Below are 12,932 nucleotides of genomic sequence, written 5' to 3' on the forward strand. Positions count from 1 at the left end.
ATAGTGTGTGATTATTTTGCTGAGTTTTCCTCGTCCTGATGGCGTATCTGAGCACGCTTTATCTTGCCGCCGAGAGTTTTGGGAAGCTCCTTGACATACTCGATGACACGGGGATACTTATAGGGTGCAGTCTCGTGCTTAACGTGATCCTGAAGCTCCTTTGTCAGCTCGGGTGAGGGAGTGTAGCCCTCAGCCAGAACGACGGTTGCCTTTACTACCTGACCTCTGATGGGGTCGGGAGCACCTGTGATTGCGGACTCAACAACAGCAGGGTGTGTGAGGAGTGCGCTCTCAACCTCAAAGGGGCCGATACGGTAGCCTGAGCACTTGATAACGTCGTCATTTCTTCCGACGAACCAGTAATAGCCCTTGGAATCACGCCATGCAACGTCGCCTGTGTCGTAGTTCTCGCCGCCGAGAACAGCCTCAGTCAGCTCGGGGTTCTTGTAGTAGCCGCAGAAAAGTCCTGTGGGACGAGCCTTGTCGATGCCGCATACCATGATGCTGCCCTCTTCACCGTCCTCGCACTCTGTACCGTCGGGGCGGAGCAGGTGGATGTTGTAAAGGGGAGAAGGCTTTCCTGTTGAGCCGGGCTTGGGGTCTATCCAGGGGAAGTTAGCGATGAGAACGGTTCCCTCGGTCTGACCAAAGCCCTCACGCATCTTCTTGCCCGTAAGCTCATAGATACGGTTGAATACCTCGGGGTTGAGGGGCTCGCCCGCATTGCAGAAGTTCTGTATTGATGAAAGATCGTACTGTGTCATGTCCTCCTGGAGCATAAAGCGGTACATTGTGGGAGGTGCACAGAATGTAGTCAGCTTGTAGTGACTGATTACCTCGAGAATATCCTTGGCGTTGAATCTGCCCGTGAAGTCATAGGCGAACTGTATAGCACCGCAGATCCACTGTCCGTAGATCTTGCCCCAGCCGAACTTTGCCCAGCCTGAGTCGGAAATGGACATATGGAGCTTGTTCTCCTGGACCTGATGCCAGTATTTAGCGGTAACTATATGACCCAGGGGGTGTGCGAAGTTGTGGCATACCATTTTGGGCATACCTGTTGAGCCCGAAGTGAAGTAGATGAGCATGGTATCGGTAGCTTTGGTAGCCTGATCGTCTGTGGGACGCTCAAAGGTATCCGGGTACTTGGCGATCTCGTCCTCGAAGAAGTCCCAGCCCTCACGGGGCTCTGCAACAGCGATCTTCTTTTTGAGAGTCTTTATTTCGGGGGCAGCTCCGTCGATCTGTCCTCTTATGTATTCGTCATCGCAGGCGATTATGGCGGAGATACCTGCCATATTGCCGCGGTAAGCTATATCGTGTGTGGTAAAGAGAAGATTACCGGGGATAAGAATTACTCCCAGCTTGTGGAGAGCAGTGGCGATTACCCAGTACTCCCAGCGGCGGCGGAGTATAAGAAGCACAACGTCGCCCTTTTTGAGACCCAGACTGCGGAAATAGTGGCAGGTCTGGTTTGAGAGCTTTGATATATCGGTAAAAGTGAAAGTGCGTTCCTTTTTGTCATGGCTGAGCCATACAAGAGCCTTCTTTTCGGGCTCCTGCTTAGCCCATTCATCAACGATGTCCCAGCCGAAGTTGAAGTCCTCGGGAACATTTACCCTGTAATTTTCCTTGAAATCCTCGTATGAATCGAAATCTATACGGGGAAGATAACGGTCTAAAAGCATTTCAGTAAAAACTCCTTTGCTAATGCTTGAAAAAGCGGTATTATTCAGCTATAACTGTCAGAAATCTTGCCTTGCTGTCACCGACGCAGCGCTGTCCGTGGGGATAGGTGGGATTGAAGTAGATAGAATCACCCTCATTGAGGATTATCTCCTTATCCTCGAATACCACGGCAACAGTGCCTTTAAGGACGAGGTTGAACTCCTGACCTGTATGAGTTACCAGCTTTGCAGGCTCATCGGAAGGTTCAAGAGTGACCAGGAGGGGCTGCATGACCTTATCCGCATAGCGGAAAGCCAGATCCTTGAAGCGGTAGCCCTCGTAACGGCTTATGCTTCTGCCCTTGCCGCGGCGGACGACCTGGAAGGTGTCGATACGGCTGGGCTCACCTGTGACGAGCTCGTTGAAATCGACGCCGAATTTATTTGCGATCTCATAGATTACGCTTATTGGAAAATCACCATTTGTTTCATAGCCTGCATACTGCTCTGTAGTAAGACCAAGCTCCTCTGCAAGCTTTTCCTGTGAATAGTCACAGACCTCGCGCAGTTCACGGATACGTGCTGCGATCTCATTAATAGTCTCCATAGCGCGACCTCCTTAAGTGATAAGATTTATATTTTACAGTTGGAATTCGGAGTCTCCCTGTGAAAAGGTTTGATATTGGGATAAGTCTGAGACAGACGGGTTCTACTGTGTGAAATATATAAATTAATTGTACCACATTTCATAGCACCTTGTCAAGACAGGGAATAATAAATTGGCAGGGCAAATCCTGCGCGCAGCAGCTAAATCAAAATTTTGCGGAGCAAAATTTTGATTTGAGCCCTTAGCCGTTAGCTAATGTAGGGGACGCCGCCCTCGGCGTCCCGCGAGATATATTACACGCCCAACGGGACGTCGAGGACGCCGTCCCCTACATTTCCAATTTTTCGCGTATGCGCTAAGTTGATAGTTGAAAGTTGAGAGTTGAGAGTTAATGTGTTCGCTTCGCTCACAATATTTAAATATTGTCGCCGCAGGCGACTCCACAACTTTCAACTCTAAACTCTCAACTCTAAACTTAAATCATCTTTATAACGTTCAAGTACCGTCAATAAAAAAGCCATAATATTGCTGATCAGACATCAGAAATACCATGGCTTGAAAACTATGTATCGGTGCGCCTGTAATGGCGGGACTGTATTATTCTTCGCTGACGTACATTGCCGCGTTCAGGAGCTGGCAGTACTTGAATCCGTACTCGTCATAGACGTTGAAATCACCCGTAACGGTAATGGTAGTTCCCTCCTCGGGATAATCGTCGGGGTATTTGTAGCTGCCGTCGAGGACAAACTCTATCCCCTGTGAGCAGCAGGCTGTGGCGTCGGGGATTATGGCGGAGAAGATATACTTGTCGCCGCCCTTGTCGTGGTAGACGGAAAACTGCCCCTCAAGCTTTATGTGCTGCCCCATATAGGAATCGGGGTACATCATCATGTTTGAAACTGTGCTGTAGATCATGGTGCTGCTCATAGTTGTCAGGTCCAGGTCTATGACTTTGCCCGAGGCATCGGTGACTGTTTCCGCCTTGCTCTCGGGCTGTGAGACCGCTGGCTTTTTTCCGCAGCCGAATATGCCTCCGCAGAGTATGCAGAGCACAGCTATAACAGCGGCTTTTCTCATTTTTTACCCCTCCTGAGCACCAGTGAGATAAGACAGAACAGGAAGAATACACATATATCGGCGGAAACTATGGTGGAGCCCACAGGAGTTCCTGCCAGTATGGAGATGATTATTCCGCTTGCTGCGCAGAAAAGCGAGATGACTACAGAGCAGATTATAACGCTTCTGAAGCTCTTGAAAACTCTCATTGCGGACAGTGCAGGGAAGATTATCAGCGCCGATATGAGCAGCGAGCCCACGAACTTCATGGCGATGACGATGATGACTGCGATAACTATGGCAATGAGGAGATTGTACATATCCGCGCGGACTCCCGTAGCCTTTGCGAAGCTCTCATCGAATGTGACCGCGAAAATCTTGTTGTAGAATACCAGGAATACCGTTACCACGATGACCGACATGGCAACACATATCCACACGTCCGTAAGGGACAGGGTGAGTATTGATGTGGAGCCGAAAAGTGTGGAGCACACATCTGCGGAGACGTTGCTGGTGGTCCTTCCGCTGCCGCTTCGTGCTGCGATATTCATGAGCATATAGCCCAGTGCCAGTGCTCCCACGGATATCATGGCGACTGCGGCGTCGCCCTTTATCTTGGTGTTATTGCCCGTCCTCAGCAGCAGGACTGCGGAAATGATGGTGACGGGCATGATAATGAGCATATTGTTGGTGATACCTGTGACTGTGGCGACTGCCATAGCGCCGAAGGCAACGTGCGAAAGACCGTCGCCGATGAAGGAAAAGCGCTTCATTACCAGTGTTACGCCCAGAAGCGAAGAGCAGAGGGCGATGAGCAGACCTACTATAAGAGCGTATCTTATAAAGGGGTGCTGGAAGTAATCATGGAGCGTGGAAAGCATCTCACTCATCTTCCTCACCTCCCATAACAGCTAGGAATGCCTGTCCGGTCTTGCTGGTCAGGTAGTCCTCCTTGGTGCCGAAGAAAAGCTGCTTTCTTCCCACATGGAGTATATGGGAGGCATATCTTACAGCGGCATTCATATCATGTGAGACCATGATAACGGTTATCTTGTCCTTTTTGTTGAGGCTGTCGATAAGCTCGTACATCTCGTTGGTAGCCTTGGGGTCGAGACCTGTAACAGGCTCGTCCAGGAGTATCATCTTTCTTGCGGCGCAGAGGGCTCTTGCGAGGAGGACTCTCTGCTGCTGACCGCCCGAGAGCTCCCTGTAGCAGCGCTTTGTGAGAGGCTCTATCTCAAGTCTTCTCATCATGTCGTGAGCCAGCTTTTTCTCCTCTTTGCTGTAAAAAGGACGGAAGCCGCAGCGGTTCATGCAGCCCGAGAGAACTATCTCACGGACCGAGGCAGGGAAGTCCCTCTGTACCATTGTCTGCTGAGGGAGATAGCCTATCTCGTTCCTGCCCACATCTCCGCAGAGGGAAATGCTGCCGCTTATCGGCGGTTTAAGTCCAAGGAGAGCCTTTATGAGCGTGCTCTTTCCCGAGCCGTTCTCACCGACTATGCAGAGGTAATCGCCGCTGCTGACGGTGAAGTTTAGGTTTTTCGTGACAACGTCTCCCTCGTAGCCGAGAGAGACGTTTTCGCATTTCAGTAATGTACCCATTTTTAATCAAGCACCTTCTTTAGTGTTTCCAGATTTGAATCCATGATCGAAAGGTAGGTGGCTCCGCTGTCAATATCTTTCTGAGTCACCGACTGTATGGAGTTTAGTGTTTCTATGGAGATTCCGCTGCGGTTTGAGTTGCTGATTATGGACCGCGCGATGGAGTCATCGGAGTTTTCGATGATGAAAACTGTGTCAAGTCCCTTTTCGTCCAGCTTCTTCGACAGTGTAGCCACGGTCTCGAAGCTTGCGGCGGTCTCTGCGGAGCAGCCCGGAAAGGCGGCGTAGTAATCTATGTCATAGTCGTCGCAGAGATAGCGGAAGGGGAACCTGTCCCCGAAAAGGACTGTCCTTGTTTTTGCGCTGTCAGCCATTTCGGTGTATTCCTTGTCCAGAGCCTCAAGCTTTTCGGTGTAGCTGCGGAGGTTTGCACGGTAGGTGTCCGCATTGGCACTGTCCTTCCCGCAGAGAGCTTCGCATATCTCGCTGCACAGTATCTCAGCATTTTTAACGGAGAGCCATACGTGCTCGTCATATTCGGACTCGTCGTGATGTCCATCTTCCTCCTCGGGCTCCATGCCTTCCTTATGCTCTTCCTCCTTGACTCTCTCGCCCAGGGTCTCCATGAGCTTTATGACCTTTGTATCCTTGGAGTTCACTTCCTTGAGAGCGTCTTTAGCCCAGCTCTCGGACTCTCCGCCCACATAAATGAATATATCGCAGTCAGAGATAGTCATGATGTCCTTAGCGCTTGGCTGATAGTTATGAAGGTCGATACCGCTGCTGAGGAGATAAGTTATCTCCGCGCCGTCGCTGTCGCCCACTATCTGCCTTGTCCAGTCATACTCGGAAAACGATGTGCAGACGATACTGAGCCTGCCGCCGCTGCCTGAGTGACTGCTGCATCCCGTCAGCAGGAGAGCGGCAGCTGCTGCCGCTGAAACTGCGGAAAAAAACCTCCTGAAAAACGCCATACTATCCCTCACTTTTATGAATTTGATAATCATTTTCAAATCATATTATACTTTATTTATAAGCCTTTGTCAATACCATGATGTTAATTTCATAAAACTTTCACCTGTGTGCCTGTCAGCGAAGCAAAATGGCTTCCGTCATGATGAAAAAAAGATGAATTTTCCGCGATATACTTGACATCGGACAGGGTATCATGTATAATATACTTGTAATATTGATATAGGGGGCGGTATTATGCCAAAAACAAACAAAGACAAAGAACTGGATAAAATGTACAAGGAGCTTCTTGAGACCCGCAAGAGCGTGAGCTCGGTCTCCTCAAAGAGCGAGGGCAACAGGCTTCTCAGCTTCTTCGTGGGACTGCTTCTGCTGGGCGGCGGCTTGTTCATGATATTCCAGAATATCGAGGTCACCAGCTCGTGGGGCTATGGCGGACATATCTTCAGCTTCGGCGGCTTCCACCTTGCAAACGGACTCATAATGCTTCCGATAATCATAGGGATAGCAATGCTGTTCCTGATGGAAAAGAAGATATACGGCTGGATAGTGCTTTCCATCGGCATAGTAATAGTGCTGCTGAGCGTAATGCTGACCACACAGCTCCACTGGAGAAGGTCCAACGCATTCACATTCATCGTCATGTTCGGACTTACCGCAGCAGGCGGAGGAATGGTGCTCAGAGAGCTTTTCAGAAAAGACTGAACCACAGAGACCGCACCCACGGGTGCGGTCTTTTATAATGAAAAAACGCTTCGGGTGAAGATCATCACCTGAAGCGTTTTTATTGCTTTACAGCGGAATTACGAGCATTTCTGCATATCAGTCGTTTTAGATAATTCGGGAGCCTTGTCGGAAAGGTATTCTATGATGGGCTCAAGGTACTTTTTGTCAGTCATATCACAGGAAGCCGAAACGTGTTCAGCCATTGCCTTTTCGTCTTCGGTCTTGTTTTTCTTGCCTTTGAGCATGGCGGCAAAGGTCTTCATGAGCATTTTTGAGCCCAGGGACATCTTGCTGTAGTCCAGTCCGCCGGGACAGTAGAAAGCCTTTGCATATTTTTTTTGTTCGGCGGTGAGCGCTCTGTCAAGGAGAGCGGTGATGCCTGAGAATGTGGCGGGACTTGCGCCTGTGCAGAATACTGCCAGCTTTTTGTCATGCCATTTGTCCATCCTGCTTGTGAACCAGTCCAGCTTGTGTATCTTTTCAACGGCTACCCAGCCGCCGTAGACAATGGCGTCAAAGTCTTCAAAGAATTTGTCGTCCTTTTTTGAAGCTTCTTTGACGGAGATGGTCTCTCCGCCCAGTTTTTCTGCCAGCCATTCCGAATATTTCTTGGTAAAACCTGTCTGAGATGAATATACGATGATAGTTTTCATGATGATTACCTCTTATACTGGTGGCAAATCAAAGAGTATCAGTCGATAGCCGCAAAAGCCTGACGGAGGTCGTCGATGATATCGTCAACGTTCTCGAGACCAACGGAAAGTCTGATAAGACCGCCGTTTATGCCTGCTGCAACGAGCTGTTCGTCAGTGAGCTGACGGTGAGTAGCGCTTGCAGGGTGAAGAACGCAGGTACGAATATCCGCAACGTGTACCTCGTTTGAGGCGAGCTTGAGAGAGTCCATAAACTTTACAGCTGTGCTTCTGCCGCCCTTGATGATGAAGGAGATAACTCCGCTGGTACCGTCGGGCATGTACTTCTTAGCCAGCTCATGGTACTTGTTTCCTGCGAGAGCAGGGTAGTTTACTGACTCAACGTGCTCGTTGGCTTCCAGATACTCAGCCACCTTCATTGCATTTTCGCAGTACTGCTTCATACGGATGTGGAGAGTCTCAAGACCCAGATTAAGGTAGAATGCGGACTGAGCTGAAGGATAGCAGCCGAAGTCTCTCATGAGCTGCATTCTTGCCTTTATGATGTAAGCAGCCTTGCCGTAAGCCTTTGTGTATATAGTGCCGTGATAGCTCTCATCGGGCTCTGTGAACTCGGGGAAGTTTCCGTTTGTCCAGTCGAAGTTGCCTGAGTCGACGATAACGCCGCCGCCCTGTACTGCATGACCATCCATGTATTTTGTAGTGGAGTGGATAACTATATCCGCACCGTACTCAAAGGGTCTGCAAAGGATAGGAGTTGGGAAGGTGTTGTCGATGATGAGGGGGACCTTGTTCTCGTGAGCTATCTTAGCGAATTTCTCAATGTCAAAGACAGAGAGTGCGGGATTGGCGAGAGTCTCGCCGAAAACAGCCTTTGTATTGGGCTTGAATGCAGCCCTTATGACATCCTCGGAAGCGTCTGCATCGACAAAGATGCACTCGATGCCCAGCTTCTTGAGCGTGTATGCGAAGAGGTTGATAGTACCGCCGTAGATTGTAGCTGCTGAGATGAAGCTGTCTCCTGCCTTCAGGATATTGAGAAGTGAGAGGAGAGAAGCTGCCTGACCGCTGGAGGTACACATAGCGCCGATACCGCCTTCGAGAGCTGCTATCTTATCCTCAACAGCCATAACTGTGGGGTTCTCAAATCTTGAGTAGATAAGGCTCTTTGTGGGGTCATCGAATACGGCTGCGACATCGTCGGTAGAGTCATAGACATAGGTCGTACTCTGTACGATAGGAACGACTCTGGGCTCCGTATTCTTCGGTGTGTAGCCTGCGTGCAGGCATTTTGTTTCGATCTTCATTGTAGGGATACCTCCTGTTATATATGTTACCGCGCTTTCCTTCTGACTATCCTCTGTACCTTTGGCACACAGAATTCCAGGACCGCACAGTATTTGTCGATGATGGTGATTATGTAAGTTTCCTTGTATTTTGGCATAGGGCGTGTCATGGGCCACATATGCTTTTCGATCATATCTCTTTCGAGGTTTGTTATCTCGGTTATCTCGGAGGCGTTTTCCGAGGCGATCATGGGGTGGTGCTTGCTGTGGGAAGCCTGTCCCTTGAGTCTGTCCGAGTTGTATTCCTTCCTGTCGTAGTAGAAGAGGTCGTGGAGAAGTCCCGCCCTTGCGGCAGAACGTGCGTTGAGCTTCAGCACACGGCATACCATGTAGCTGTAATAGGACACATTCACGCAGTGCTGGAAGCGGGTGGTGGAGATATGATGTGTGATGGATTTCAGCTCCTGGACCTGCTTTGAGCCGATTATATCGCTTATGCAGGCGTAGTAGCTGTTATTTGTAAGCTCCTTTGAGGAGCATATTGCCTTTAGCATTAGATCCCCTCCTGAGGCATCGGTTTAACCGATTAAATATATTATATATCATTCCGACCGAAAAATCAATACAAAATCAATAAAAATCTTGTGGAACAGTAGGAGATAATGTCATGAGCGGCAGTATAAAAGCCTGCATACAGCGTAAACTGTCGGTAACAGCGGATCCGGAGATGTTTTTATCGTTGCAGCAGTCTGCACAAATCAGCGTCAGGTTTTTGTGAATATGGCACAAAAACGAACAAAATTGAAAATTTACCACAATAAAGTATTGCAAAATAGAAACGGGAGTGATATAATTTTAAATGAACTGCGGAAACGCAGAATTTTGTAAAGGAGGTTTTTTAACAATGGCGTTAAAAAATCAGTATCTCATCGATTTATTAGCAAGAGTAGAAAAAAGAAATCCTGGCGAGCCTGAGTTCATTCAGGCTGTTACAGAGGTCCTCGAGACACTCCAGCCCGTTGCAGAGAAGAGACAGGATCTCATCGATGCAGGCGTTTTTGAGCGTATCGTAGAGCCTGAGAGACAGATCATCTTCCGTGTACCCTGGGTTGACGACAACGGCAAGGTACAGGTCAACAGAGGCTTCAGAGTACAGTTCAACTCTGCTATCGGACCTTACAAGGGCGGTATCAGACTTCACCCCTCAGTATACCTCGGAATCATCAAGTTCCTCGGTTTTGAGCAGGTATTCAAGAACAGCCTTACAACACTGCCTATGGGCGGCGGCAAGGGCGGTTCCGACTTCGACCCCAAGGGCAAGAGCGACGGAGAGATCATGCGCTTCTGCCAGAGCTTCATGACAGAGCTCTGCAAGCACATCGGCGCTGACTGCGACGTTCCTGCCGGTGACATCGGAACAGGCGCAAGAGAGATTGGCTTCATGTTCGGTCAGTACAAGAGGATCCGCAACGAGTTCGTTGGCGTTCTCACAGGTAAGGGCCTTACATACGGCGGTTCACTTGCAAGAACACAGGCTACAGGTTACGGCCTTTGCTACTTCACAAACGAGATGCTCCAGGCTAACGGCAAGAGCTTCGAGGGCAAGACAGTTGTTATCTCCGGTTCAGGCAACGTTGCTATCTACGCTACAGAGAAGGCTACACAGTACGGCGCTAAGGTAGTTACAGTTTCCGACTCTAACGGTTATATCTACGATCCCGACGGAATCGAGCTTGATCTCGTTAAGCAGATCAAGGAGGTCGAGCGCGGACGTATCAAGGAGTACGCTTCAAGAACTTCACACAAGAACGCTGAGTACCACGAGGGCAGCGTTTGGACACTCAAGTGCAATGCAGGCGGCATCAAGCTTGACATCGCTCTTCCCTGTGCTACACAGAACGAGATCGACGGCGAGGGCGCAAAGGCTATCGTTGCAAACGGCGGTTTTGCTATCGCTGAGGGCGCAAATATGCCTTCAACTCCCGAGGCTATCGAGACATATCTTTCAAATGGTCTCCTCTATGGTCCTGCTAAGGCTGCTAACGCAGGCGGCGTTGCAACATCAGGTCTTGAGATGAGCCAGAACAGCGAGAGACTGAGCTGGACATTTGAAGAGGTTGACGAGAAGCTCCACGGCATCATGAAGTCTATCTTCAAGGCTTGCGACGATGCTGCTAAGGAGTACGGCATGGCTGGCAACTACATGGCTGGCGCTAACATTGCAGGCTTCCTCAAGGTTGCTGAGGCAATGAAGGCTCAGGGCTGCGTTTGATTAAAAGAAACTGATAGTGACTCATCAGTAGAGCAGTAAAGTAAACCATAACCTCCCGTTGTTTTGTTCAACGGGAGGTTTTTTGCGTTGAAAAGTGCACAATTCGGGGGAAGTGAAATTGTTGAAAATATAGAATTTTACTATTTAGACAATTATTCTTCCTGATAAACTTGAAATATGTGCAAAACGTGGTATAATATATTTGTAGTTATTTTATCATATCTAATAATAAATTCTATTTAGCGGGGGTATTATCCGATGAAAAAGACAATTATTACTATAGAACGACAGTACGGAAGCGGCGGAAGCGTTATCGGTCAGCTTGCTGCCGAGAAGCTTGGCATAAAGTGCTATAACAGACAGATACTCGAAATGACAGCCGAGAGGTGCGGTATCGCTCCGAATTACCTGGAAAGCGCTGAGGAGAACGTCCCCACCAGCTTCCTGTATTCGCTGCTGCTGTCCGCTAATCCTGCAAGAGCTATGGAGGAGAATCTTCCTCTTTCCGATAAGGTCTTCCTTATGGAGAGCCGTATAATCAACGAGATCGCCGACAAGGAGAAGAGCTTCGTCCTGGTAGGACGCTGCGGAAGCTATATCCTGGAGGACCGCGGTTGCTTCAGCGTGTTCATCTATGCGGACCGTGAGTCCAGATTGAAGCGCGCAATTGAGCAGTATAATACGGAGGAGAAAAAGGCTGAGTCCATAATGAAAAAGGCAGACAAGCGCCGTGAGACCTTCTATAACGTCAATACGGGAAGAGTATGGCAGGACAAGGATCAGTATTCCCTCTGCCTTAACAGTGCCGAGCTGGGCGATGAGCTCTGCGCGGAGATCATCGTCAAGGCTTATACCGAGTACAATAAGCGCTTTTCCGAATAAAAACAGCCCCGAAGCGTAATATCGCCTCGGGGCTTTCTGCGTCATCACGAATATACAGGCTCTTTCGGGGGACAATATTCCCGAAGGAGCTGTTTTTATGTGTGTTATTCTGATAAGGTCACTGCTGCTGTATGTTCTGGTCATTTTCGCGGTGAGACTAATGGGAAAACGTCAGCTGGGAGAGCTCCAGCCCTCGGAGCTGGTCATAACCATACTTGTTTCAAACATAGCGACGCTGCCAATAGAGGACGTCAATATCCCCGTAATAGTGGGAGTTACTCCGATTCTGGCGCTGGTCTGTTTTGAGGTGCTGGTATCCTGGCTGGATCTGAAGTTCCCGAGGCTGAGGAAGCTTATCTCGGGAAGTCCCAGGATAGTGGTCAGGGGCGGCCGTATCGAGAGGGATATACTGCGTGAGCTGCGGTTTTCGGTGGACGATCTGCTCATGGCCCTCCGCGGCAAGGACATATTCGACCTTGATGAGGTGCAGTTTGCAATCGTAGAGACTACGGGCAGCGTGTCTGTTATGAAGAAGCCCTCGGCGGACACTCCTACAAGGGCGGATATGTGTATAAAGGCGGAGGAAAATGATCCGCCCGTGCTCATTATCTCCGACGGGGACTTTGTGGAAAAGGCTCTTGCAGCGTCGGGACTCAGCAGGAGCATGGTGGAGACTGCGGTGAAAAGCTGCGGAATGACCGTTGATGAGGTCTTTATCATGACAGCGGACGCCGCAGGAAAGTGCTTCATAGCGGATAAAAAGGGGAGTCCGCCACATATTTTTACGGTAGGAGGGTACAACAGTGACAAGGACTAAAATAAGCGCGGTCATCATACTGCTGCTCATTGGACTGAGCGTGTATTCAAGCCTGTGGGTGAACCGCCGCTGCGGCAATATGCTGGAAAAACTCGGCGTTATATCGGAGCTTGCGGAGAGGGGAGAAACCGATGAGGCGGCTGTCCGAGCAGGAGCGCTCAGCGCAGAGTGGGAGGACTTTCGCGCTAAGGCGTCGGTGCTGCTGAAAAATGACAGGCTTACGGACGTGGACAGGATATTCTCACGGATAGTCCACCTTGCGGAGAACAACAGCGAGGAGCTGCAATCCGAGCTTGCGGAGCTCCGTGATATGCTGGATATGATGAAGAGCGGCGAAACACCGAAGCTGACGAGTGTATTATAAAAGAACTCCCCGAATTTAGGTTCGG

The 12,932-nt window shown here is 49.6% G+C and carries 14 protein-coding genes; 5 read left to right on the forward strand and 9 right to left on the reverse strand.

Features of this window, described 5'->3' with window-relative positions; all coding sequences use genetic code 11:
- Nucleotides 1-11: 11 nt before the first annotated feature.
- The 6 genes from T488_RS0112040 to T488_RS0112065 form a co-directional block, all read right to left on the reverse strand.
- Complete coding sequence (locus tag T488_RS0112040) at nucleotides 12-1,688, reverse strand: AMP-binding protein (protein ID WP_028521018.1); 1,677 nt, start codon at nucleotides 1,686-1,688, stop codon at nucleotides 12-14.
- Nucleotides 1,689-1,728: 40 nt separating this feature from the next.
- Nucleotides 1,729-2,274, reverse strand: a complete 546-nt coding sequence (locus T488_RS0112045) for a helix-turn-helix domain-containing protein (RefSeq protein ID WP_028521019.1) — start codon at nucleotides 2,272-2,274, stop codon at nucleotides 1,729-1,731.
- Between the two features lie 597 nt (nucleotides 2,275-2,871).
- Nucleotides 2,872-3,351, reverse strand: coding sequence for a hypothetical protein (locus tag T488_RS17860; protein WP_051536449.1), 480 nt, complete (start codon nucleotides 3,349-3,351; stop codon nucleotides 2,872-2,874).
- Nucleotides 3,348-4,220: a metal ABC transporter permease gene (locus tag T488_RS0112055; RefSeq protein ID WP_028521020.1), complete on the reverse strand. Its 873-nt coding sequence runs from the start codon at nucleotides 4,218-4,220 to the stop codon at nucleotides 3,348-3,350. The genes T488_RS17860 and T488_RS0112055 overlap by 4 nt, the downstream gene beginning before the upstream one ends.
- Entirely contained in the window at nucleotides 4,213-4,935 is a 723-nt protein-coding gene (locus tag T488_RS0112060) for a metal ABC transporter ATP-binding protein (protein WP_028521021.1), read from the reverse strand. The genes T488_RS0112055 and T488_RS0112060 overlap by 8 nt, the downstream gene beginning before the upstream one ends.
- Nucleotides 4,936-4,937: 2 nt before the next feature.
- Nucleotides 4,938-5,909 (reverse strand): metal ABC transporter substrate-binding protein, encoded by a 972-nt coding sequence (locus T488_RS0112065; protein WP_037298010.1) that lies wholly within the window; start codon nucleotides 5,907-5,909, stop codon nucleotides 4,938-4,940.
- Between the two features lie 235 nt (nucleotides 5,910-6,144).
- On the opposite strand from T488_RS0112065, the gene T488_RS0112070 reads away from it, so the two are divergent.
- A complete protein-coding gene (locus tag T488_RS0112070) occupies nucleotides 6,145-6,612 on the forward strand; it encodes a hypothetical protein (protein ID WP_028521023.1) in 468 nt (155 codons plus the stop codon).
- A gap of 98 nt (nucleotides 6,613-6,710) precedes the next feature.
- Here the strand turns inward: T488_RS0112070 and T488_RS0112075 are convergent, their stop codons facing one another.
- Genes T488_RS0112075 through T488_RS0112085 form a run of 3 tightly spaced genes read right to left on the reverse strand, consistent with a single transcriptional unit; the run spans nucleotide 6,711 to nucleotide 9,126 of the window.
- Nucleotides 6,711-7,286, reverse strand: a complete 576-nt coding sequence (locus tag T488_RS0112075) for a flavodoxin domain-containing protein (RefSeq protein WP_028521024.1) — start codon at nucleotides 7,284-7,286, stop codon at nucleotides 6,711-6,713.
- 38 nt (nucleotides 7,287-7,324) lie between these two features.
- On the reverse strand, nucleotides 7,325-8,593 hold the full coding sequence (locus tag T488_RS0112080; RefSeq protein ID WP_028521025.1) for an O-acetylhomoserine aminocarboxypropyltransferase/cysteine synthase family protein: 1,269 nt from the start codon (nucleotides 8,591-8,593) through the stop codon (nucleotides 7,325-7,327).
- A 26-nt stretch (nucleotides 8,594-8,619) separates the two neighbouring features.
- Nucleotides 8,620-9,126, reverse strand: coding sequence for an HD domain-containing protein (locus T488_RS0112085; RefSeq protein ID WP_051536450.1), 507 nt, complete (start codon nucleotides 9,124-9,126; stop codon nucleotides 8,620-8,622).
- Between the two features lie 350 nt (nucleotides 9,127-9,476).
- Between T488_RS0112085 and gdhA the strand changes: the two genes are divergently transcribed.
- From gdhA to T488_RS0112110, 4 genes are all read left to right on the forward strand, one after another.
- Nucleotides 9,477-10,844 (forward strand): NADP-specific glutamate dehydrogenase, encoded by a 1,368-nt coding sequence (gene gdhA / locus T488_RS0112095; protein ID WP_028521027.1) that lies wholly within the window; start codon nucleotides 9,477-9,479, stop codon nucleotides 10,842-10,844.
- Nucleotides 10,845-11,102: 258 nt separating this feature from the next.
- A complete protein-coding gene (locus T488_RS0112100; protein WP_028521028.1) occupies nucleotides 11,103-11,726 on the forward strand; it encodes an AAA family ATPase in 624 nt (207 codons plus the stop codon).
- Nucleotides 11,727-11,823: 97 nt separating this feature from the next.
- Nucleotides 11,824-12,543, forward strand: a complete 720-nt coding sequence (locus tag T488_RS17865; protein ID WP_051536451.1) for a DUF421 domain-containing protein — start codon at nucleotides 11,824-11,826, stop codon at nucleotides 12,541-12,543.
- Nucleotides 12,530-12,907 carry a DUF4363 family protein gene (locus T488_RS0112110; RefSeq protein ID WP_028521029.1) on the forward strand — a complete coding sequence of 126 codons (378 nt, stop codon included), beginning with the start codon at nucleotides 12,530-12,532 and terminating at the stop codon, nucleotides 12,905-12,907. Before T488_RS17865 ends, T488_RS0112110 begins: the two co-directional genes overlap by 14 nt.
- Nucleotides 12,908-12,932: the final 25 nt, after the last annotated feature.

Source organism: Ruminococcus flavefaciens ND2009, from assembly GCF_000621785.1.
Taxonomy (GTDB): Bacteria; Bacillota; Clostridia; order Oscillospirales; family Ruminococcaceae; genus Ruminococcus; species Ruminococcus flavefaciens_C.

What these genes read in the sequence shown, in the direction of transcription:
- T488_RS0112040 (WP_028521018.1), bottom strand. Translation starts at nt 1,688, where the DNA reads ATGCTTTTAGACCGTTATCTTCCCCGTATAGATTTCGATTCATACGAG.
- T488_RS0112045 (WP_028521019.1), bottom strand. Translation starts at nt 2,274, where the DNA reads ATGGAGACTATTAATGAGATCGCAGCACGTATCCGTGAACTGCGCGAG.
- T488_RS17860 (WP_051536449.1), bottom strand. Translation starts at nt 3,351, where the DNA reads ATGAGAAAAGCCGCTGTTATAGCTGTGCTCTGCATACTCTGCGGAGGC.
- T488_RS0112055 (WP_028521020.1), bottom strand. Translation starts at nt 4,220, where the DNA reads ATGAGTGAGATGCTTTCCACGCTCCATGATTACTTCCAGCACCCCTTT.
- T488_RS0112060 (WP_028521021.1), bottom strand. Translation starts at nt 4,935, where the DNA reads ATGGGTACATTACTGAAATGCGAAAACGTCTCTCTCGGCTACGAGGGA.
- T488_RS0112065 (WP_037298010.1), bottom strand. Translation starts at nt 5,909, where the DNA reads ATGGCGTTTTTCAGGAGGTTTTTTTCCGCAGTTTCAGCGGCAGCAGCT.
- T488_RS0112070 (WP_028521023.1), top strand. Translation starts at nt 6,145, where the DNA reads ATGCCAAAAACAAACAAAGACAAAGAACTGGATAAAATGTACAAGGAG.
- T488_RS0112075 (WP_028521024.1), bottom strand. Translation starts at nt 7,286, where the DNA reads ATGAAAACTATCATCGTATATTCATCTCAGACAGGTTTTACCAAGAAA.
- T488_RS0112080 (WP_028521025.1), bottom strand. Translation starts at nt 8,593, where the DNA reads ATGAAGATCGAAACAAAATGCCTGCACGCAGGCTACACACCGAAGAAT.
- T488_RS0112085 (WP_051536450.1), bottom strand. Translation starts at nt 9,126, where the DNA reads ATGCTAAAGGCAATATGCTCCTCAAAGGAGCTTACAAATAACAGCTAC.
- gdhA (WP_028521027.1), top strand. Translation starts at nt 9,477, where the DNA reads ATGGCGTTAAAAAATCAGTATCTCATCGATTTATTAGCAAGAGTAGAA.
- T488_RS0112100 (WP_028521028.1), top strand. Translation starts at nt 11,103, where the DNA reads ATGAAAAAGACAATTATTACTATAGAACGACAGTACGGAAGCGGCGGA.
- T488_RS17865 (WP_051536451.1), top strand. Translation starts at nt 11,824, where the DNA reads ATGTGTGTTATTCTGATAAGGTCACTGCTGCTGTATGTTCTGGTCATT.